This is a genomic window from Pantoea sp. X-Soil-ISGK-285, from assembly GCF_059730815.1.
Window position 1 is genome coordinate 66,073 of sequence record NZ_AP035940.1, and the last position, 23,452, is coordinate 89,524.

The 23,452-nt window shown below is 49.8% G+C and carries 15 protein-coding genes; 7 read left to right on the forward strand and 8 right to left on the reverse strand.

The window, feature by feature from the left end; translation table 11 throughout:
• Positions 1-33: 33 nt before the first annotated feature.
• The 6 genes from AC6I8B_RS22115 to AC6I8B_RS22140 all read right to left on the reverse strand — a co-directional run bounded on the left by AC6I8B_RS22115 (position 34) and on the right by AC6I8B_RS22140 (position 5,692).
• Positions 34-1,089, reverse strand: a complete 1,056-nt coding sequence (locus AC6I8B_RS22115) for a fimbrial protein (protein WP_157354285.1) — start codon at positions 1,087-1,089, stop codon at positions 34-36.
• Positions 1,090-1,101: 12 nt separating this feature from the next.
• Positions 1,102-3,693 (reverse strand): fimbria/pilus outer membrane usher protein, encoded by a 2,592-nt coding sequence (locus AC6I8B_RS22120; RefSeq protein WP_157354288.1) that lies wholly within the window; start codon positions 3,691-3,693, stop codon positions 1,102-1,104.
• 25 nt (positions 3,694-3,718) lie between these two features.
• Positions 3,719-4,456 carry a fimbrial biogenesis chaperone gene (locus tag AC6I8B_RS22125; RefSeq protein ID WP_033759838.1) on the reverse strand — a complete coding sequence of 246 codons (738 nt, stop codon included), beginning with the start codon at positions 4,454-4,456 and terminating at the stop codon, positions 3,719-3,721.
• 62 nt (positions 4,457-4,518) lie between these two features.
• The gene (locus AC6I8B_RS22130; RefSeq protein ID WP_010256772.1) at positions 4,519-5,049 is read right to left on the reverse strand and encodes a fimbrial protein; all 531 of its coding nucleotides are present in this window, start codon (positions 5,047-5,049) and stop codon (positions 4,519-4,521) included.
• A 94-nt stretch (positions 5,050-5,143) separates the two neighbouring features.
• Entirely contained in the window at positions 5,144-5,365 is a 222-nt protein-coding gene (locus tag AC6I8B_RS22135) for a hypothetical protein (RefSeq protein ID WP_010256766.1), read from the reverse strand.
• 9 nt (positions 5,366-5,374) lie between these two features.
• Positions 5,375-5,692 carry a hypothetical protein gene (locus AC6I8B_RS22140; RefSeq protein ID WP_010256762.1) on the reverse strand — a complete coding sequence of 106 codons (318 nt, stop codon included), beginning with the start codon at positions 5,690-5,692 and terminating at the stop codon, positions 5,375-5,377.
• A gap of 1,025 nt (positions 5,693-6,717) precedes the next feature.
• Between AC6I8B_RS22140 and AC6I8B_RS22145 the strand changes: the two genes are divergently transcribed.
• The 7 genes from AC6I8B_RS22145 to AC6I8B_RS22175 all read left to right on the forward strand — a co-directional run bounded on the left by AC6I8B_RS22145 (position 6,718) and on the right by AC6I8B_RS22175 (position 20,079).
• Positions 6,718-7,308, forward strand: a complete 591-nt coding sequence (locus AC6I8B_RS22145; protein WP_033770258.1) for a helix-turn-helix domain-containing protein — start codon at positions 6,718-6,720, stop codon at positions 7,306-7,308.
• Between the two features lie 45 nt (positions 7,309-7,353).
• Positions 7,354-7,989 carry a helix-turn-helix transcriptional regulator gene (locus tag AC6I8B_RS22150; protein WP_010256756.1) on the forward strand — a complete coding sequence of 212 codons (636 nt, stop codon included), beginning with the start codon at positions 7,354-7,356 and terminating at the stop codon, positions 7,987-7,989.
• 140 nt (positions 7,990-8,129) lie between these two features.
• Positions 8,130-8,849, forward strand: coding sequence for a hypothetical protein (locus AC6I8B_RS22155; RefSeq protein ID WP_157354292.1), 720 nt, complete (start codon positions 8,130-8,132; stop codon positions 8,847-8,849).
• A gap of 363 nt (positions 8,850-9,212) precedes the next feature.
• Entirely contained in the window at positions 9,213-14,864 is a 5,652-nt protein-coding gene (locus AC6I8B_RS22160; RefSeq protein ID WP_497817799.1) for an Ig-like domain-containing protein, read from the forward strand.
• A 394-nt stretch (positions 14,865-15,258) separates the two neighbouring features.
• Positions 15,259-16,473: a TolC family protein gene (locus AC6I8B_RS22165; RefSeq protein WP_497817800.1), complete on the forward strand. Its 1,215-nt coding sequence runs from the start codon at positions 15,259-15,261 to the stop codon at positions 16,471-16,473.
• A gap of 88 nt (positions 16,474-16,561) precedes the next feature.
• Positions 16,562-18,838, forward strand: coding sequence for a type I secretion system permease/ATPase (locus AC6I8B_RS22170; protein WP_154210940.1), 2,277 nt, complete (start codon positions 16,562-16,564; stop codon positions 18,836-18,838).
• Entirely contained in the window at positions 18,835-20,079 is a 1,245-nt protein-coding gene (locus AC6I8B_RS22175) for an HlyD family type I secretion periplasmic adaptor subunit (protein WP_010257175.1), read from the forward strand. The genes AC6I8B_RS22170 and AC6I8B_RS22175 overlap by 4 nt, the downstream gene beginning before the upstream one ends.
• 62 nt (positions 20,080-20,141) lie before the next feature.
• Here the strand turns inward: AC6I8B_RS22175 and AC6I8B_RS22180 are convergent, their stop codons facing one another.
• Together AC6I8B_RS22180 and AC6I8B_RS22185 are read right to left on the reverse strand one after the other, a co-directional pair.
• Positions 20,142-20,459 carry a NirD/YgiW/YdeI family stress tolerance protein gene (locus tag AC6I8B_RS22180; RefSeq protein ID WP_497816592.1) on the reverse strand — a complete coding sequence of 106 codons (318 nt, stop codon included), beginning with the start codon at positions 20,457-20,459 and terminating at the stop codon, positions 20,142-20,144.
• A 40-nt stretch (positions 20,460-20,499) separates the two neighbouring features.
• Entirely contained in the window at positions 20,500-23,445 is a 2,946-nt protein-coding gene (locus tag AC6I8B_RS22185; protein WP_497816593.1) for an autotransporter outer membrane beta-barrel domain-containing protein, read from the reverse strand.
• Positions 23,446-23,452 lie beyond the last annotated feature (7 nt).

The following is a 23,452-nucleotide window of genomic DNA, read 5'->3' on the forward strand; positions in this document are numbered from 1 at the left end:
AGTCTGGTAAAGGGCTCCGAAGAGCCCATATGGTTACTGATAACTAATGGTATAGGTAGCAACTGCGTTAGCACTACCAGGGGTTATTGTGGCAGCAGTCTGGTAATAACGTGCATATAAGGGCACTGTTATCAATGCTGACGACAGTGGATAAGCTGCAACTCTGTATGGTGCTGCCAGTGCAACAGGTTGCTGACTTTCATTCAGAATCTGAACACCCACTCCGCTGGCAGTTGAGGTCGAGTTCAGAGAAACTACGCCGACATCCGATAGCCCATCAGCCGCATCCCCATCCAACTGCATCATAACGTCAAAGGTACCTGAAAGAAGTGCCTCACAGTTAAGCTGAAGATTAAAAGCGGTAGATGGGCTGGTTTGTCCAATACCGGAACCCAACCCACTGCTGGTATTCGCTGTGTAACTCCCTAATGACACCTTCGGGTTAACATCACCTGCTGCTGAGCAGGTTTGATCCCTCACAGTGATGCCGCTTTTAATATATCTCACATAAAGTTTCAGGTCATTTCCTGGTACCAATGAGCCTACATCAAATACGTTGACATAGTCCGGAAGCAAATTGGGGCCAGCCATCGAGTTTGACGTCCGCACAATCTGAAAAGGCACATTTAACGTGACCTCAGTATAAGCACCGACTGTACCGCCACTGGTTAACGCGTAAGTAGCGATCTTGTTGCCGGTAGGAATAATGGCAGCGTCGGTGGACATTTCACCACCGTAACCGGTATAAATGGTTAAGCCATAACCAAGTGCATCTTCAGCTATTGTTTTACGCTTTAAGTAAACCTCTGCTGTTAATCCATCTAAAAACTGTTGCAGATTATCCAGGGCACATTTGAACGTGACTGTTAAATTGCCACTATGCACGACCGTGCCAACCGGAACAGCTGCCGAAATGTTTATCCCCAGTGAGCGGAAATCTAATACCGCATCAGAAAGAGATTTTTTGCACGTCAGTGTGACATCATCTGCCGCGTTCGCATTAATTGGTGCTAGCATGACGAAACCAGATACCATAGTCATGATGCTGACTATTCTGGTCAGTGTCCTTCTTAAGTTAATAAACATCATAATGTCACCCGATTAACCCTGATTATCTTTGTTTATTTCGCCGTTAGACACGTAGCGAACAGGTTTTGATTGATCGCTGCTGCATGTTGTTGTGAGCCTTGCAAGGGTGTTGTTTTCACTGGAATTAACAACACCAGACTCCAGGTTAACCAGACACTTATCACTGGCTGCTTTACCCCAGGAAATATGCAGGCGGCTGACATCTTTATTTAACCTCACATAAATCTGACCACCCTGTGAAACAGTGGTAATAAGGTTACCGTCTTCATCATTAACCGTTGCACCAAATGGCAAGGCGTTTCCGTTCGGCTGATTAGCACGAATTAACAGTGGCTTTCCTTTACTGGTTTTATAATCAAGTCTGACGACTGCACCCTCAACAGGAATAACGCGCTGCTGAGTTGATTCAAGCTCAACATCCAGTGGAATTCCTTTTGGGTCGATGGCCAGTTCGTTTATCCGGTACGGGTTAAGGTTTGGCACAATAGCTTTGCCGCTGCCGTTTAACACAATATTGGGATAGCCAAGTACACGCGCGCCCTCTGCATCTTCTGCGGTAACAACAGCATAAGTCGTAGACTGATAAGCGCTGAAATTAATGCTATCAGGTAAAGCGACTACCGCACCGCTGATACCACCCGAGGCAGAATAATAGTTTTGCCCTTTAGTATAAGACGCCGTCAGCATACTGTAGGGCGAACGGTATTGCCCACTAAATGAACCGGACTTCTCATTATCAGTATCGCGCGCTATTCCAACGTTATAGTTATATTGGTCATGTTCACCCAGAACACCATTAACTGCTGTTTGTGCATTCACACCCTGTTTATTATGTGTTGCACTTCCGGTTACATAACTTTGACTTTCGCTGCCAATTGGCACCGAGAAGTCGAGTGACAGTTGAGTGTCATGCCCGCCGGTTGAATATAATAATCGGTTTGCTGATAAAGTATAGGAGACCCGACCAATTGTATTATTGTAACCCAGCTGAAATTGCGTATTTGTTCCGGCAGAATCCCAGTAATTCTGAACGAAACCAGTAAGATAGATATTCCCATATGACTCCCCAAAATTTTGGCTTGCCGTCATAGAAAAACGTTGTTTGGGGCGCGAAAGATAATTTGACGAACTGTTTTTATTATTTTTTTTATAATAGTTATTGATTTGTAATGCATTGTCAAAACTGTAATAACCGGATGATGAGAAGCGGTAAGCCGCCAGAGTAAAATTCGTGTTAGTCTGAGAAACCTTCTTACTATAAGTTGCCCGATAACTTACACCTTGCTTTTTCTCATCACCATATTTTGTCTGAGCGCCAGTAATATCCAGTGAGATCGCACCAACAGGTAAACCAAATGCACCTCCCAACAGCACAGAGGTGTAGTTATCTGATCCCAGAATACCTGAGTAGCCAGTCAGACTATTGCTAAAACCATGCTGAATAGTGCCCTGATAGACCGAAGGTGTATAAACCATATTGTCTTTTCGGGATACACCACCGGTCAGACTATAAAAAGTCATGCCCGGACGTTTCAGACGCGTCATCGCTGCGTAAGGAACTGAGAAACGGGTCTCACCGCCGTCAGCTTCTTTCACGGTCACGTCTAAATCACCACCGTAGCCTGTAGGATAAAGATCGGTGATATTAAAAGGGCCTGGTGAGACCGTCGTTTCATAAATTTTGTTGCCATTTTGCGATACAGTTACCTGAGCGTTGGTTCGGGCTACGCCGCGGATTTCTGGTGCATAGCCTCGCTGAGAGTCTGGCCACATCTGGTCAACTGTAGATATTTGCGCACCACGAAAAGAAAGCGTATCGAAAATTTCGCCACTGGTATTGCCTTCACCTAATAACAGCCGTGATTTTATTTGCGGAATATCACGCTGGACATAGGTATTAATTGCATCGTAATGATGATACTCGTTGTTTTTTTGACGTTGCCAGCTGAGAGAACCATCGTGACGGAACATCCATCCGCCAAGGTTAAAACCCGCCAGTGCACGGCCATAAAATGAGTCATATGGCTGACCGTGATTTACAGAGCGATAATAGTTGGTGTTATAGGTTAGCGTGAGTGCTGTTTCACCCTTATCCCAGAATTCTGGCGCAACGTAGCCGCGCGCAGATCGCAACAGATAAATTTGCGGAATTGAGATATCCATCTGCATATCGGCAGAATTGATAGCTGCATGACTCTCTTTAACTACCTCCTCCAACGCCATACACTGTTTACCAGAGCGCAAATCTTCAGCTTGTCCCGGGCTAAAAACTGTGTCCTTAAGTGACAAGCTTTTGACCAGATCATAGGAAAGGCACGCTTTGGTTCCCGCCCCTTCACGAATGACCTGAACATTTTCCCGACCAATCTGACGACCATTCAGGAAAATATCCAGCGTATAAGTACCAGGATCAATAGGGTTACCGGTTGCATAGCGGGCCACATCAACTTTAACGCCCGGTAAATTCTTCACAAATGATTCGTCAAAATCATACGAATTTTCTGCAAATGCGGCGCCTGTTGATGCAGTTAAAAAAAGCGCCAGAAAAGATCGGTAAAATATTTTTGCCGTTGGTTTATTATTTTTAATCATCCTTGCCATCATTATTACCCCTGATGAGTTACCAAAGTTACTGACTAATTTTGGCGTCTACATTGCGTGCAGCGCCATAATCATCCAGATATTGATAATGAAAGTTTGTTTTTATTTGATTTGCGTTCAATCCTTTTAGGGAGAAGCTTTTTGTTTCGCCTGGTGCAAGCATATCTCCCTTTTCACTGACTACTTTTCGCCCCGCGTTATCCTCGGCATTGATCTGTGAAACGTTGACGTAAAACGAAGAGTTATTGGTTGCTGTCAGCTGATTCGCTTTCTCCCCTTGATGCCAGATAAGACCCGACGCTGCTTCTGTGGCTTGCATCGCATCGAACCGGGCTGGGCGAAAGAAAATTTTGATGCGACTACGAATAGCCATTTGCAACTGATTTTGATTCGCAAGGCTTTTATCGCGAGGAGGGATGTCGAGTACGTTAAGCCAGAATACCGACTCTTTATCTTTGGGCAGGTTTGAACCGGTATAAACGATACGTAATGTCTGTCCTTTGTTAGCCTCCATACGGAAAACAGGCGGTAGCAAGACAAACGGTACGTTTATTTTATCCAGTGCTTCATCAGGATTTCCATTGTCAATCCAGGCCTGTACCAGCGCAGGTTGATTGCCATGGTTATCTAAGCGGACTGTGACTTCTTTTTCTGTTGCGGGGTAGATTACCCGGGTGCCGATAATCGTCACGCTGGCAAAAGCCGATGAGGTCACCGTAAAAGCCAGCAGACAGGAGATCAAAAATTTAAAACTTTTTTTTTTCATGATTTTGACAGAAATGATGATAGAGGAAGAGAGGTGGGAACAGATGCTCCCACCATAATCAATTACAGGTAATTGATTGAATAGTTCACAGCTGATAAGACGGTACCAGCAGTAGCTGCACCAGTTGCATAGTACTGAGCAGAATAGGTCAGAGTACCTGCACCAGCAGTCAGAGCGACAGTTTTTGGAGAGGTGGTCTGCTCAGTGCTACCCGCGTTCAACACGCCATTTCCGCTATCCAGCAGCTGCAGGTCAACATTCGTTGCAGTACCAGTATTGGTCAAACGACCATCAGCATTGACGTTGGCACCTTGTTCAAAGTAAGCGTACACGTCACCAGTCGTAGCTGAGCAATTGCTCAGCGCCATAGTGAAGCGAGTGTTACCTGCAGTCTGACCAGATGTGCTTAAAATACTACTTGCTACTTTAGGCAGTGTAACGGTTGCAGTGCTGCCGCCGCCGTTTACGCTTACAGTACAAGTCTGAGACGCAATATTTCCTGTGAAGTTAATGGTGCCATCTGAAGCTTCAGCAGCATTAACGTGAGCAGCAGCCAGCATCAGACCAAGAGCAACCATAGATAACTTTTTCATATACTTTCCTTTGTATAAAATAATTAATAACATCAATTAATGAACGATTTAATAATCGTTCACTTCCCTGGAGGATTCATTCCTCACAAGAGAATTAGAAAATCAGCAATCCAAATACGACTGCTGCTGCGACACCAACAATACCCATGCCAAAGGCAGACCCACTAACCGGGTTCGCTGCTGGAATTGAGTCTGGGCGCGTCCATTCAGTTTTCTCTTCTGAGCTTGCGCCTAGCTGCTTAAAGAAATCCAGGATCACCGAAGTTAATGAACCACCGCTAACGCCTTCGATTTCTTTATTGTTCAATTCACGCATGTTGTTTCCTTAAGCTGTAATTACAGATGCATTAGGATCAAACTGGTTTTCAACGACCGCGTTAAACCAGCCTGCCGTGCTATCCCAGCCATTCATAGCACCATATAAAGCACCATCAACAAGACCAAGGACTGCGCCGACAATCAGACCTACACCGGCAGAGACAATACCAACGCCTAACACGCCACCGGTGCTTCCGCCACTCATTCCCCATTTAAGACCAAAAGAACTAATACCCGTAACGGCACCGACAACTACAGCGCCAATAAAGTCAAAAAAACCTGCTCCTGAAACGTTTTGCATTTCAAAAGATGTTAACTCTCTCATCGATATCTCCATGTATCATTTTTTCAATATTATTATTTATGCCGCTTCTAGCGAACGGCGCTATTAGAATGGGTGGTCATAAAAAATGAAATAGTAAAACATCCATAATTCTTCTTTTGTTATCGTAAGCAAGGATATGGCTATTATATTTTTACATAATATTAACTGCTGTTGGTATTCTGGAATTTTTTGAGCGTACATTATTCTTATGCGTGATTTAACCATTAACAGCACTGCTTATGCCTGATGCTTAAAATTATCTGGCATCCGGGAAGCGCATGCCATGAACGCGGTTCAGTGAAACTGATTTATCTATGAATAAGCTTGTGCATAAAGTCATGAGTTAATGATTTCACTTGCCTGAATGTGATGTCATTTGAGAAGTGGAATTAAAAAGGGAAAAATCCCATTTGCCAGTTTCTGGTGATTTAATCTAATTAAATCATACATGTCAGGATAAAAAACTAAATATTTAAAGATAATCAATTTAAGTATCTGTTCGATGTGTGCCGTGGTTTAATTCCTTCCATGCAATGCTGCCTGACAGCGTAACTTTAGTAAGGAGCATTAACATTGATGCCAATTTGATTTGTTTCTTTTCAGCCATGCTGGAAAATTGAGAGAGGTGTTTAAATGCGTGCTTTTAAAATAGCATGCTCATAACATCATCTTTCAAATGGTAATGGGAAATTCTTTTTTTAGGAAAAAAGTTATAACACTGCCCGTAAGGTGCCACAAAGTAGATTTATGTGCTAACTAAACAGCGTTTGAATGGTGTAAGATCTGGTTATTGTTTCTTTTATTAGCCTGAATGTCTTTATTTATTTGTATTTGCGGTTTTGAATTTTGTTGGGACGGTTTTATTATAGTGGAACCGATAAAGACTATTTTTAACTGCCCGAGTTATGGAGGCGAGCTCAGGTAAGCGAGTACACCAGGCGAAAGAGAAAGAGACTATAAAAAACTGATTTTACGAATTGTTGCTAATCACTGACCAATGCGTCAGTTAGATTGAGTTAATTAATATGTATAGAGTGACTGAAAATCATGAACGGATCATCGATGCATTAGCAGGATTTACGCAGATTGCTAATCCAGATGAAATTTCAAGAGGCAAGCGCCGTTATCATTTGACTAAAGATCATGTACGTCGCGTTATGTTCATTCTTGACGGCGATTTTTTACTTAAACTTAAAGGCGAGAATAAGGTTTTGAATATCTTATCCGCTCCGTTTGTTGTCGGCGTCACTCCAGCTTTAGACGAGCCGCCAGTCTATCTGGAACGAGTCGATTATGGAAAAGTCAGTTTCATTGACTATGACGTGTTCTGGCGATTGGTTTTTGAGAAAGATCTTTTTAATGACGCAATGTCTATTTTATCAGGACAGTATTCTGATCTGATGAATTACATTCAGTTACCAAAAAGTAACTCATATGATGAAGTTCTTTCTTTGATTGAAAGATGGAAAAAACTGCCGACTCATTTAAAGAAACGATTTTCAGCACTATATCTTATTGAAAATAGTTCTCATTTATCAAAAAGTTCCATTTGCAGAGTGCTCAAGGAACTAAAAGAGAAAGGCGAATTGGTACTGATTAACGGTAAGTTCACCTGAATATAATATTTGTCATCGTGAATTTTGTGATGCTGAAGGGAAAAAATGGATGTTAATGTGGTTTGTACGGATGACAATTACTTCTTCAGACTGGGCATATCAAAGGTAATTGAGGAGGCACTGCTATCTGATGCAGAAGTAAAATTTTTATCAGGTTTTGATAGTCATAACCTGCGGCAGGCTGACTTCATCCTGATCAATGTTTCGCAATGGCGTCTTTATATGTGTCAACCCGCTTATCGCGAGCGAAAGCCTGGCAGTATCATATTGGTATTTACCGATGATTTCGGAGAGAAAATTAAAAACCCGTTACCATTTTGTTATCAATCTTTGCTTGAAGTGTCAAAAAGGGATTCGGTACGTTTAATCACTGAGAAAATAACCAAGGCCTGGTTAAACACTCAGGGAAGAGTTATGGGATATCTGCCTTCAGACTGTTTACGGTGCGAATTTGCACGTATCACCGTGGTGCAACTTCAGGTGCTTAGTTTTTTGAAGAAAGGATACAGTGTAATCCAGACAGCAAAAAGGTTAGATTTGTCAGTTAAAACAATCTATGCACATAAATATAATGTGATGAGAAAGTTCGCTCTGAAAGGAGACAAAGAATTTAATGCATTTATCAATGATGTCTCGTTGCTTGAACTTTACAAAGGAGTTATCAATGTAAATGAGATTTAACGTTATCCAGAGGCGTAGGCTCACCCTTCTGCGCTGTTTAAATTTCCCATTTTTTATTTTTTAAGGAGTTGTCAGCTCCTGTTCAACATCGGATATAAGGTGTTTTAAATATAGTGATTAAGCACCTTAAGGAGAGTTATATGGAAAATAATTCACGTTTAACATGCAAAGCATCGAATAGTCCCTTTAAATTTATGCAGGGAGTAATGCTGAGTATGGTTTTATTACTTACAGGCTACCTGTACTGCAATTATGTTGAGGCGGCGCCATTGCAGAACGCTCCTGCACCATCGTTGTTTAAAGAAGTCAAAAATGACAAGGCGCCGGAGCAGATACACGACCCGCGTGCGCACATTATTGTCTACCGTATTGATGAAAAAAATCCTGCCGCATCAAAACGCGTCGTTAACGTATTTGTTAATAATCAATACTATACGAGCGTAATGTCAGGTGATAGAGGGACTGAAATTAGTGTGTGTCCTGGCCAGAAAAAACTGGACGTTATGTTCAGCCAGCATGATTTTGTCCAGCCAGCAAAAATTGAAGTACCCACACCAGAGCTGAAATCAGGTGAGCGCTATTACTATCAGTTAGCGGTAAATGATCAGCAGAAAATCACGGCGCGTCTGGTGCCTGCAAAGGAAGCTGAATCTGTTTTAACCAGTCTCAAAGCACAATCACGTACGTTATCGCGTGTAGTGAATGAACGTTCTTGTTCTGAAGCGGGCGAGTCAAAACTATTGAATCACCCGGTGGCTTCTTCACTATTAAATTCTGACAGTAGTCATGCTCAGAGCAATGCTATGAAGATAGCTGATAAAAGCAGTAAAGCTCAGGGCGCTGCATACTCACTGCATTGATGCAATCTGGCACCATATTTTTTATTAATCAGTTCTGATAATGCCGTTCACTGACTCCAGAATCAAGAGTTGTGCTGGAAGCAATGTCAGGATTGCAGATTATCTCGTCATAAAATCACGGTTATTCGAAGTATATGAATATAGAGATTAAGGGTTTGTGAAAGCCTTATTTCTATTGAATTTAATCAATCCTCGTTAATTAAGAAGGTTGTTATGTTGAAAGTGAACTTGCGTGGTGTGAAGGGTATTATCTCTTCATACACTGTTGATACAAAATCTGAAAATCCTACAACGATCAAAGTTCCGCATCAGGGTGCATTAAATATAGAACTGATCGATAGCGCTACAGGACATGCTCCGCAAATGGTTGTAACCAGGCGCGTTGGCAATAATCTGCAGCTTTTCTTTAGCCAGGATGATTCTCAGCATCCTGATATTGTGCTGGAAGATTATTATGATAATGAAAACGTTCATCTGATTGGGCTGGGCGAAAACGGTCAATTTTATGAATATGTGCCGACTTCCGGCGATGTGGCTGAATACCCGCCAGCTTTAACTGAAGGTCAGAGCGGTGAACAGGTATTAGGTGGTGAAGGATATGCCAGTGCCGATCCGCTGACTGCCAGTCACAACAATTTTGGTTGGTTGCCCTTTATGCTGCTGGGCGGCGCGGCAGGCGGCGTTGCTATTGGTGCGTCCGGGCGTGGTAGCAGTGGCCATGACTCTTCCGCTAAGAGTGTATCGGTGACACTTGATCCTGTTGCGGACAGTGATAATGATGGTCGTCCAGAGTTTTCCGGAACATCGAATAGCCCTGACTCACAGGTTGTCATTCAACTGCCTGATGGCACCCAGATCACGACCCAGACGGACAGTGAAGGTAACTGGTATGTGGAAGCACCGACTTCACAGCCAAATGGCACCGTCACTGTTACGGTAACTGATAGTGCGGGCAATAGCGGTAGCCTGACTGAAGAGTTTACTGACACCTCTTCGCCAGAAGCGGCGGTTATAAATAGCAATGATGATGAACAAATCTCAGGTAAAGCAGAACCTGGTTCAACTGTGGTTATTTCCGATGGCAGTACCGGTGAAACCACCACGGTTGTAGTTGATGAAAATGGTGACTGGAGTATCCAGCCTAACCCTGTCAATGAAGGGGATACCGACGTAACTATCGTGGTTGTCGATCCTGCGGGTAATGTCTCTCCGCCGTCCAACGGTTCCCGACCGGACATAACTCCTCCAGATAACATCAACTCCGGCATTGTCAGTGACTCAGTCACCCTGACGGACGACGTCGGTGCGATCACCGGCGAGATTGCCAGCGGCTCGGTCACCGACGACGCGCGGCCGACCCTTTCCGGCGACGCAACCGCCGACATCGATCACGTCAATATCTATGACAACGGCGAGCTCGTCGGCAGCGCAGCGGTGGACGCGGACGGCAAGTGGAGCTGGACGCCGGAGCAGGATATGGCGGACGGCACCTCTCACGACCTGACGGTTGCGGCGGTGGATGCGGCGGGCAACGAAGGCCCGCAGGCAGACGGCGACTGGAGCTTTACCGTTGACACCAGCACGGCGGCTCCGGAAATCACGAACAACACCGAGGACGAGCTGGCCGGTAACGCCGAGCCGGGCGCGGTGATCGTGATCACCGATCCGGTCAGCGACAGCGTGACCAGCACGGTGGCGGACGCGGATGGTCACTGGAGCATCCAGCCGAATCCGGCGGGCGTGGACGCCAAAGACGTCGTGGTGGAAGCCACCGACGAGGCGGGCAACAGCAACAGCGTTGTGATCGACGGCCCCGGCGACAGCACGCCGCCGGATAACCAGACCTCAGGCCTGGTCATCGACAGCATCACCCTGACGGACGACGTCGGTGCGATCACCGGCGAGATTGCCAGCGGCTCGGTCACCGATGACGCGCGGCCGACTCTTTCCGGCGACGCAACCGCCGACATCGATCACGTCAACATCTATGACAACGGCGAGCTCGTCGGCAGCGCAGCGGTGGACGCGGACGGCAAGTGGAGCTGGACGCCGGAGCAGGATATGGCGGACGGCACCTCTCACGACCTGACGGTTGCGGCGGTGGATGCGGCGGGCAACGAAGGCCCGCAGGCAGACGGCGACTGGAGCTTTACCGTTGACACCAGCACGGCGGCTCCGGAAATCACGAACAACACCGAGGACGAGCTGGCCGGTAACGCCGAGCCGGGCGCGGTGATCGTGATCACCGATCCGGTCAGCGACAGCGTGACCAGCACGGTGGCGGACGCGGACGGTCACTGGAGCATCCAGCCGAATCCGGCGGGCGTGGACGCCAAAGACGTCGTGGTGGAAGCCACCGACGAGGCGGGCAACAGCAACAGCGTTGTGATCGACGGCCCCGGCGACAGCACGCCGCCGGATAACCAGACCTCAGGCCTGGTCATCGACAGCATCACCCTGACCGACGACGTCGGTGCGATCACCGGCGAGATTGCCAGCGGCTCGGTCACCGACGACGCACGGCCAACCTTCTCCGGCGACGCAACCGCCGACATCGATCACGTCAATATCTATGACAACGGCGAGCTCGTCGGCAGCGCAGCGGTGGACGCGGACGGCAAGTGGAGCTGGACGCCGGAGCAGGATATGGCGGACGGCACCTCTCACGACCTGACGGTTGCGGCGGTGGACGCGGCGGGCAATGAGGGCCCGCAGGCAGACGGCGACTGGAGCTTTACCGTTGACACCTCGGTGCCGGATAACCAGACATCGGGTTTAGTGGCGGACAGCATCACACTGACAGATGACGTCGGTCCGGTACAGGGCAAGATTGAAGATGGCTCTGTCACTGACGATGCACGTCCGACCTACTCAGGCACGACTACCGCAGACATCAGTTACGTCAATATCTACGACAGTGGCAAGCTGATCGGCAGCGCAGCGGTAGAGGCGGACGGCAAGTGGAGCTGGACGCCGGACAGCGCGATGAGCAGCGGGGCGCACGCCCTGACGGTCGCGGCGGTGGACGCGGCGGGCAATGAAGGCCCGCAGGTAAGCGGTACGGCGGATGCGGCGTGGGACTTCAGCGTCCTGACCAGCGCCCCGGCGCAGCCGGCGATTGAAAACGTGGTGGACGACTACAGCCAGGGCGAAGACGCGGACAGCGGCTTCCTGCAGAAGGGCCAGTTCACCAACGACGGCACGCTGACGCTGAACGGCACCGCGGGCGCGGGGCTGACGGTCATCGTGTGGGCCACGGATGCGGACGGCAACCGGGTAAACGCGGGGTCGGGCGTGGCGGATGACAACGGCCGCTGGAGCATTACCACGGCGGCGCTGGGCGAGGACGGCCGCTATGACCTGACGGCGACGGCGGTGAACGCGGCGGGGGTTTCCTCGGCGGAGACCGGCGCGTTTAACGTGGTGCTGGACACCGTGGCACCGGAGGCGGCCGTGGCGGCGCTGATGGACGCCCAGGGTGAGGTGCAGGGCGAAGTTGCCAGCGGCGGGGTAACCGACGACCGCGCGCCGGTGCTGAAGGGCACGGCGGAAGCGGGCGCGACGGTGACGGTATATCTGGACAACAGCAGCACGCCGGCAGGCAGCACGGTGGCGGACGCGGACGGCAACTGGACACTGGCGCTGGGCACGCTGACGGACGGGGAGCACAGCTGGCAGGTGAAGGTGACGGACGCGGCGGGGAACGAAACCCGCGGCGAGCGCGCGACCTTCAGGCTGGACAGCAGCAGCGTGGAGCTTAGCATTGACCAGGCGAACGACGATGCGGGAAGCATCACCGGCGCGGTACTGAACGGCGGCCTGACCGACGACAGCACGCCGGAGCTGCAGGGCACGGCGGCGGCGGGCGCGGTGGTGACCATCAGCGACCAATCGGGCGCGGTGCTGGGCAGCAGCACGGCAAACAGCAGCGGCGTATGGACGTTCGCGGTGGCGGAGCTGGCAGACGGTGAGCACGGCTTTACGGCATCGGTAACCAACGAAGCGGGCAACAGCAGCGAGGCGAAATTTACCCTGACCGTTGACACCATCGCACCTGTCCTGCCGACCATCACCGGGATGATTGACGATGTAGGCACTGTACAGGGCACGTCTACGACCAGTGGTGGCGTAACGGACGATCCGGCACCGACCTTTACCGGCAAGGCGGAAAAAGGTTCGCTGGTTACGCTGTATGACGGCGACAGCGTGCTTGGCAGCGTTCGGGCGGATGCGCAGGGCAACTGGAGCTATACGCCGACCACCAATATGGTAGACGGCGATCATAGTATCAAAGCCGTTAGCACGGACGCGGCAGGAAACATCTCCGCGCCTGGCGCAGAATGGCCGTTTAAGCTGGATATCGTGGTGTGGCAGTCGGCGAGCGGAGACGGCTCCGGCAGCTGCGTCAAGGGTCAGCTGCTGGATGCGAAAGGTCAGCCGGTCGGGGCGGAGTTCACGGTGAACACCACCACAGCGGGCGACCAGATCACGCCGCAGGTTACCGTGCTGTCAGATGGCACTTTCCAGGTGGTGTGGAGCACGGATTCCGGTGCGCATATCAAGGGTCAGGGTTATACCTACAGCTACGACGGTGCGGGTAACGTGAACGGCGTCGTGACTAATGGCGCAGAGTACAATGTGGACTCCAGCACCGCCGCCAGCAAAATGCGCGTTCCGGTGATCACTTCGCTGGAAGACGGCGGTTATCTGGTGGTTTGGGAAGCGAGCCTGAACGGCAACTGGACGGTTTATGGCCGTCAGTATGACGCAAACGGCACGCCGGTCACGGCGGAGACCGTGCTCGCAACCACGACCCTGAACGCAAATGCCATCATTCCTGAATGGGAGCCGTTACCATCTGTTACAACGCTGGAAAATGGCCAGGTTGCGATTACTTATGCGATTAAAGCCACCGGATATGATGTTGGTGTGTCAGTTTATGATCCGTCAACGCATGCTGTAACAGGCAGCTTCGTAGCGAACCAGACCCTGACTAACAATCAGGCGTCATCCGCAGTCAGTGCGCTGCAAAACGGTAACTACGTGGTGACCTGGGACTCTAACGATACCAGCGGACCGGATCAGAATGGTTACAGCGTCTGGGGCCGCATCTACGCGGCAGACGGTACGGCGCTGACCAGCGAGTTCCTGATCAACACCACGACGGCTGGCGATCAGCACATGGCGAGGGTGGTCAGTCAGGCTGACGGCAGCTTTATTGCCGTTTTCCTGTCAACAACCGACATCGCGCCGGGTGCAGGTACCAGCGGTATCTACGCACAGTACTTTGATGCTGCGGGTAATAAAGTGGGCCAGCAGATCCAGATCAACCAGCTGACCTATGGTGAGCAGGTTGAAGTCGATGCGACCTTCCTGGCGGGCGGTCAGCTCTACGTGACCTGGACCGATCAGGGCGTGGGCGACGGCGATGGCTCAGCAATCAAAGGCCGCTTAGTTGATCTGAACGAGACACTGGGACTGACGTCTGAAACGGGATCGACGCATATTGAGTATCAACCTGCTCAGTACGATCTTAATGGCACTTCAGGTAATGATGTACTGGATGCACGCGGCGCGAATTCCGTCGATGCAAAAGAGGGCGATGATACTATCGTCATTAACAGTACTCATTTTAGCAGTGTGAAAGGAGGAGAAGGTCACGATACGCTGGTCTGGGATTCTAATAACGATTTAGAACTCGGAACGGTATCAGGCAAAATTAGTGGAATTGAAGCTATCCATCTGGGTAATAACACGGCGCAGACATTATTTATCAGCGCCAGCGATGTGCTCGAAATTACTAAAGATAATGGTAGTGAAGCGAACACATTGCATATTACGGGAGATGTGGGAAGTTCAAACAATAGTAATGCAACTGATACCGTTAATATTGGAAAATCAGAATGGACGGCTTCAGCCGCACAAGCTGAAAATGGCGTTAATTATGACGTCTATACCAATAATGATGACACCACTGTCAAGCTGTTAATCCAGCATGGCTTAAACGTTATCTGATAGAACTGGCGATGACTTCGGTCATCGCCAGCTTTTTTTCACATCAAACTCACCTGATGGGCCTGTTTAAGGCAGGCCCATCAGGTGAGCCCCAGATCTGATTGCACAGATGAAAAGAATAAATAAAGGCATGTGAGCAGCATGTAAAACCTAAATATTTCTTTTTAGCAGAATTAACGTTGCCATATGACATGTCGGGCGGTTAAAACAGTTCCGGTCGCAGCATTGAATTAGCGACAGAGAAAATTAGCCATCCCACTTTATTTGTTATTTTGAGTTAACTATGAAAAAAAACTTGTTTACTACAAAATCCAGATGTTCGCTGCATGGTTTAATTGCGGGATTGCTATTTTTTAATCCCCTGTTAAATGCCCATGCAACGGACTTTATTGAAATGATTCGTATGACAGCCGACCATCCGTCGGTAAAGTCTGCTTTATCAAACAGCACCGGTGCTATGTATGATATCGATCAGGCAAAAGCCGCTGATGGTTTTCAGGTCAGTACGGGTATCAGCGCATCAGGATATTCAGGTCAACCCGGTTATGAGAATAACCCGGTCTCCCCGCATATCACTGTAAGTAAATTACTTTACGATCACGGACGTACTGATGCGAGCGTTGCCGGAAAGCAGGCTGCTTATTCCATGCAGCAGGCTCAGGTAAATGTCACGCGCGAAAATCTCAACGAGCAGGTGCTCTCTCTTTTTACCTCTGCAGCCACTAATGCCACAGTTGTCGCTGTGCTGGATAAAGAAATTAACGCACTGCAGGATCTGCTTAATCGGGTAAAGAATATTGCCAGTATTGATAGCGGCAGAGCTTCTGAGATCAATCAGGTTGCGACTCGCCTCAATTCGGTGATTGCCAGTCGTGAAATGAGCTACACCACCTATATACAAGCGCAGCAGCAACTCAGCTCGCTGCTGAACCACGAGATTGTTATCACCAGAGGCCTGCCCGATCTGAAAAAAGCGGGTCTGTTGCCCGCGTCACTGGCACAGGCACAACAGGTACTGAAAGAAAATCCCAACTGGACGGTCTCACGCGAGCGTAAAGAGGAAGCGAGAGCCGCAGTGGATCTGGCCTCTAAGTGGAACAGGCCGAAATGGAGTGTGCAACTGAGTATGGACAGTCCAAAGCGCAACGGTGAAATGGAACCGTTTAAAGCGGTGACGTTACAGGTGAGCAGCGATATCAATCTTTGGGATGGTGGGGCTGGCAGGGCAAATGCCAAAGCTGAAACTCAGCGACTCATTGCTGCAGAGGCGGATCAGGATGCAACACTCCGGACATTGAAACAGCAGCTGGATCAGCTGTGGGTCTCCTTACCGCTTCGTGAACGCCAGCTCAATGCATTACAGAGACAGTCAGAAACCGCGTTGAAAACCTGGAAAGCGGGGGAAGTGCAGTTCTTCGCGTGGCAGCGCCAGTTAACGGATTTAATCTCGTTTGCTACCGACTATTACTCCAGTCTCGCAAGTTATCAGGAGCAGCAGATGCAGTATCTGGCTGCGCAATGGAACATCGTTGCGGCACTGGGTAAAACCAGCCAGCTGGTGCAGAAGGTTAACGCTTTACCAGCGAATACCATCGAAGCGGTGCACTAATCACGCTGACGTAAAAAACGAGTATTTCTGGCCGCTGCCATGCTTTGCCGCCAGACCAGAATGAATTAGTTGTCCAGGGGACGCCATTGTGACTGATATACAATTTGAGCCTGCTGGCTCTGAACTGAATGCTGAAAACAGAGTGTTATCCAGATCGCCATCAGATACGCAGGAGACTTTGCTGGTTGCACTGCAAAGCGCACTGCGCCTGTTTGACGTCCGGCTTACGCTAAATGCTTTACGTGTGGGTATGCCTGCATTTCCACCAGACGCTGATATCAGCGCCCAGAATGACTGGGCATTGCGCACGCTGCAGAGCCGCGGCATGAGTGCTGCCTGGCAGAAGATTGACCTGACGGATGTGAAAAGCTTTGTTCTCCCCGCCATCATGCGTCTGGAAACGGGCTACTGCGTGCTGACACAGTGTAGCGAAAAGAAGTGCGCCATTATCGATCCCGCACTGGGCAGCCAGCCTGTTGAGGTCGATTTCGCTCGCCTGGCTCAGCACTATAGCGGCGAGTTGCTGCTGCTGCGACCTAAGTCTTATCTTGATCATCGTGCCGATGACATTGTCCATGTCGGTAAAGGGCACTGGTTCTGGAATACTTTGTGGGGATTCAAACGTTATATCTTTGAAGCCGCCGCATTGTCAGTCGTTATTAACCTGCTCGTTCTGGCGATGTCCGTATTCACCATGACGGTTTATAACCGGGTACTGCCTAACCAGACCTACGTAACACTCTGGACGATGGCTATCGGCGTGAGTCTGGCGTTGTTGTTTGAACTGGCTGCACGGCTGGGTCGGGCCTGGATTACCGATCGCGCCGGTAAAAAGATCGATCTGGTGTTGGGCGCACAACTTTTTCGTCACGTGCTGAACGGCAAAATGTCGGGTCGAGCCCAATCCAGCGGTGCATTTGGCAATGTCATGCAAAGCTTTGACAGCGTCCGCGAGCTTACTACGTCAGCCGCTTTAACGACGGTTGCTGACTTACCCTTTGTTTTACTCTTCCTGGTTGTAATCCATCTGGTTGCCGGGCCACTGGTCTGGTGTGTGATCCTGATATTAGTGGTCATCGTGGCGATGGTGCTGCTGATGCAGATCCCTTTGAAACGCCACGCTGAAGAGTCAATGAAAATAGGCAGTAACCGTTACGGTCTGGTTATTGAATCACTGGATAATCTTGAGACCATCAAAGTTCTGCGTGCTGAAAACCTGGTCGCCTCTAAACACGATGTTGCCAGCGTAAAACTCTCTGCAGTGAATATGAAATCGCGGTTCCTTGCCACTATGGGCTCAAGCGTCATTCAGACGACCCAGCAGTTTGGTACCGTTATTCTGCTGGTCTGGGGTGCTTATCTGGTCGGTGATGGTGATATCTCAATGGGAGGCATCATTGCCACTATGACCCTGATGGGGCGCGCCATAATGCCCATAGCAACGCTTGCCGCGCTGGGATTGCGTATTCAGCAGGCAAAAACCTCGCTGGCCATCCTCAATAAAGTGATGCAGGCCCCTGCTGAACGCGATAATGAGAAGGTTTATGTGCAGCTTCCCCAGGGCAGCCAGACCGGGATTGTCTGTCAGGGCGTTTCATTACGTTATAAAGACGATTTACCTGCCATCGTTGAGCAGCTTGATGTCCGGTTCTGTCAGGGCGAGCGGGTTGCCATACTGGGCAAAATGGGCAGCGGTAAATCTTCGCTGCTGCGCATGCTGGTTGGGCTATATCCACCCACAACAGGCACGATCACCGTTGCTGGCGTAGATATAGGCCAGGTCGAGCCGGTGGAATTACGGACGCGTATCGCGCTGGTCAATCAGGAACCACGTTTTATGTATGGTTCGCTGCGTGACAACCTGGTGATGGGAGCACCCTACGCCAGCGACGAAGAACTAATGGCCGCTGCAAAAATGACCGGGGTGAGTGATATTGTCGCGGCCCATCCCATGGGCTTTGGTATGCCTGTCAGTGAGCGTGGTGAAAACTTTTCCGGCGGACAAAAGCAGGCGATAGCCCTGGCTCGCGCCATTCTGTCGAATCCGGATGTTCTGCTACTGGACGAACCTACATCGGGGATGGATATGGGGTCGGAACGCACTATCCTGCAGGCGCTCATCCCGGCAATGGAAGGCCGAACCGTGATTATCGTGACCCACCGTCCGGCAGTGCTGAAATACGTTGATCGGGTGATTGTGATGGATGAAGGCATCAAAGTAGCTGATGGGCCGCGTGAAGAGATTATCGGTTTATTAAACAGCGGGAAGATCCCGGCCGCATCGGTGCTGCGTAACGCAGCGAAACATGCTGGCGTTGAGATAAGCACAGAGCGTCAGCCACAATCTGGCGAGGTAACAGTATGAGCAGCCTGTCCCCTGATAAAAACGTTGATCAAAAGCGCCTGACCGAACATACAGCCAGTGACATGGTGAGGGCCGCCCGTCAGGATCGCTGGGAAGGCTGGCTATTTATTGCCTGGGGCAGCGTGGCGTTAATGGTGCTGGTAATCGTCTGGGCCGCCAATTTCAACATCGAAGAGGTGACAACCGGGTCAGCCAAAATTGTTCCCAGTTCCCGCGAACAGGTTTTGCAAAGCCTTGAGGGCGGTATTTTGCAGGAGTTAATGGTGCATGAAGGCGATACGGTTGAAAAAGGTCAGGTTGTGGCCAAAATCGATCCCACGCGCGCCGAAGCCTCCTTCCGCGAAAGCGCTAACCGCCTGCTGGCACTGAAAGCCCAGGCCGCGCGTCTTGAAGCAGAAGCGACCGGCAGCGAGCTTGTGTTCCCGCCAGAGGTCATGAAAGTACCTGAACTGGTTACCCGTGAAACCGATGCCTGGAAACTACGTAAAAGGGCGGTAAATGAGTCAATTGAAGGCTATCTGAAGTCAAAAACATTGCTGCAGAAAGAGCTTGAAATGGCGCGACAGCTCTCAGCCAGATCGCTGCTGTCAAAAACTGAGGTTCTGAAACTTGAGCGTCAGATGAATGATGCCGAATTGCAAATTACCGAGCGAAAAAACCGCTACCGTAACGAGGCTAACGATGAACTGTCCAAAGTCGATGTTGAGATGACAAGCCTGCAGGAAACTGCCCATGGCCGCCATGATACGCTTGAGCGTACTGAAGTCCGCACGCCAGTACGAGGCATTGTTAACAGTATTAAAATCAATACGCTTGGCGGTGTGATCCAGCCTGGTGCCGCAATAATGGAGGTGACACCATTGGATGACCAGCTGCTGGTGGAAACCCGTATCCGGCCCTCTGATGTGGCTTTTCTGGCGCCCGGTCAGGAAGCTGTGGTAAAAATTTCTGCCTATGACTATTCGATTTATGGCGGCCTGACCGGACATGTTCAAAGTATCAGTTCGGGCGCGCTAAAAGATGAGGAGAGTAAAGCTGCACGCAGGCCAGGCGTCGATGATACTTATTACCGGGTGATGGTATTAACGGAAAATAATACGCTGACGAAAAGCGGCAGTCAGGAACTACGGGTGATTCCCGGTATGACGGCCACCGTTGATATTCGTACGGGCGAGAAGAGCCTGCTGCAATATCTGTTGCGTCCTCTGTTGCGCGTACAGGAAGCGTTTCGCGAAAAGTAAAACCTGCCCTGAATGTAAAAAAGCCAGCGCTATAGCTGGCTTTTTTACACAGAAGTCCGGAATTATTTCAGAATGAAGAGCCGATCAACATCGATTTCGCTATGGCCGTCATCGCGATCTACCTCACCCGTTATCCGAACCTTTTTACCAATAAGGAAGCCGTTGTCGTCTTCGTCATCCTCGTCGACATCAATACGGATACGACCCGTTGAGTCCTGTAACCAGTAGTGGTCATCGTCAGCCCGTCCACTAATCGTACCGGTAAGGGTAACATGACGTTCGTCTCGCATTTTTTTTGCTTCTGCGATGGTGGACTCCTGCCGTGCGAAAGCGGATCCTGAGCAGATCAAGGCCAGCAGCATCCATAATGTTTTTTTCATTAACACCTCCTGTTATACGAGCGCTTGCTGCACGTTGATTCTAAAAACTAAAACGGTAGCCAGCATTAACCTGACGTTGGTTAAAACGTTTTCCGTCTACCATATCGGCCTCCAGGAAGAGCGTATGGCTGCTGATTTGGGCACTCAGGCCGACGCCGTTATTCCAGCCATTTCCTTTAAAGGAAAGACGTTCATTTGATCCGTTCAGAGCATAAGCAGCATCCCCGGCATACTCGCGCATTACACCCGTTTTTACATAGGTGTTGAGTTTGTAATTGCTCTGATTGATTTCATACCCTGCCAGCACGCTTGCGCGGCTCATCAGTGATTTGTAGCTTGAAAGTGTGATATTGAGACCATTAGACGCACCTACGGAAGCACCATCCTGATGACCTGCTGTCAGCTGTAGTTGTGGTTCAAGATAAAAACCTGCCAGCCGATCAGAGAAGCTGAACTTTTTGCCCGCCTCAAGCGATCCGCTCAGACCTGAAGAGACACCGTTACCGGATACCTGGTTATTCTGTGTATCGTGAACATTGAACTGATTCCTTAGCCGGTTGACTTTCACAACGCCATCAACATAGAAACCGGCATCATTTACCCAGGTGGTGTAGAAGCCATAATGCTCAGAACGGATGTTGCCGTTACCATTTTGGTAATGAGGCGATCCTTCAGTTACCCCCATGAACAGGCCCAGATAGATCGGAATTTCATCGGACAAACGTTTATCGACCCCAAACTGATAACCGGTGTAGTTCAGGCTGAAACGGCTCAGCTTGCCATTATCAAAGCCGCTGAATCGTCCATCTATAGCGCGCAGCCAGACATTTCCGGCTGTCTTCCCCTGACGAACATCACCCATACGCTGCATCAGCGTCTGCATTTCGGCATAGTTCATCAGATAGCCAGTGTTGAGGAAGTTAGCCCCTGCGTTGGCCGTGCTGGTAATGGGGGAAGTTGCGTTGTCTTGCCCGGCAGGCGCCGTGCCACCGTTATCGGCTGGAGTCGCGGCAGGCTCATTAGCAGGAGTCGCGGCAGGTTCATTAGCAGGAGTCGCGGCAGGTTCATTAGCAGGAGTCGCGGCAGGTTCATTAGCAGGAGTCGCGGCAGGCTCATCCGCAGGGATAACGGCCGGATCATCTGCTTCAGGGGTTTCTTGTGCTTTAGGTGAGGAGAGTACCCAGTTGTTGCCTTGCTTATTGACCGAGTAAACATAGCCACCAAGTTCCACGTCGGCGTTGCCTTTAAAGGTGGCGATGCCATCAGTCGTTTCAACCACAGTCAGTACTTCGTTGCCAGTGGTGACGGCACTGCCGCGGTTCTGTATGGTCAGACCGTAATCACCGGAACTACTCTCTGTCACCACAACTTTATCGCCAATGTTATTCACGCCAGCACCATCGCCTGCCAGATTGGTGCGCAAGGCGAAGTCGCCGCTGCCGCTGAGGTTGGCGATAGTCAATGTTGAATAGGTTGCGTCATCCGAGGCTGCAGAGAGGTCAACCAGCGAGTTACTCAATGTCAGATTATCGACATTGGATGTTCGCGATACATTCCAGGTGCTGTCGGTCAGATTAACGTTCAGATGGCCATTATTGACGTTATCGCTGCTGGCGCTGCCAGACCAGAGTGAACCCGATGTCAGATTGAGGTCGATGAGACCGGCCCGGGATAAAACGCTACCAACGATCTGCGCTTTTCCGTCGGTGGTGATGACACCTGCTGCATAACCATCATCATATTGCGTAGCCATGGCTATCCCATCCGGGGAGCTCATATCAATGGTCAAATCACCCGTAAGATTCGCTTTACCACCAGCCATGGCGTAGACACCTGTAGCATTCTCCGGGCCGGTAATGGTCACTGCATCACCGTTAACTGTGCCACCGCTTGTGGACCAAATACCCAGGGTCATGGTATCCACATTTTTCATCATAATATCGGTGTTCTGCAGATTAATGGTTGCGCCGGTTGACTGTGCGGATACGCCATAAAAACCTGCTGAATAGACCGTATTGCGTTCTTCTTCACTGCCAATGAAGTTAACGATGGCATTGTCGCCCATAGCCACAATGCCGCCAGTCTGATCAGAGGAGATCACGCTACCAGCACCAATGTTTGAGAGGCTGTTGTCACGGCCTGACAGACCTGCAGAGGTCTCACCCGCAGTACTGATTGTCAGATGATCGGCCTTCAGCTCACCCCAGCTCCAGATGCCAGCAGAAAGATCCCCAGTGGTAATAATGGTCGAGTTGCTGCCCAGATCAACCGAACCATTATCCTGGATATTAATACCCTGCGAATTATTGCCAAGGGTGTTGATCGTCAATGCATTTGCTTTCAACGTGGCCACGCCATTAATCGACTCACCGGTCAGGTTATCAACCTGAACGGCATTACTGTTAAGACCATTCGTCTGTAAATTACTGTCGTCGCCCAGACTGGCGTGACTTCCGTAACCACTGACGCGCAGAGCCGTTCCGCCAGTGCCCTGGGTGCTTATTTGCAGGTTATTTGCCTGCAGCGAGGAACTATTACTGACAACGACGCCCTCGGCGAAAGAATCACCTGATGCTACCGTGGTGACCGAGGAACCTGATCCTAAACTGGCGGTTATATTTTTTCCGCCGAACTCAATGCCGACCGCTGTTTTACCGGAAACGTTGAGGGTTAACTTATCTGCAGTAAATTCACTGTTTGCCGCTTCAATAAAAATCCCTTTTGCATAACGTTCAGCATCTGTCACGCGAACTGTGCTGCCGCTGCCGATGGTAACCGTTGCGGCGGTAGCGCCATTAACCAGGATGCCATAATAACCGTCGCCAGATGACTGGTCGGCAATCAGCGTGGTGCCATCAGTTAAGATGATCTCATTGCCTGTCTGGCTTCCGATGACTGCAGCATAGCTAATCAGAGGCACAACCCCCATCCCACTTGCCAGCATTAATGCTTTTGCGATTTTATTTCGCGGGAATTTATTATTCATCTCAGTC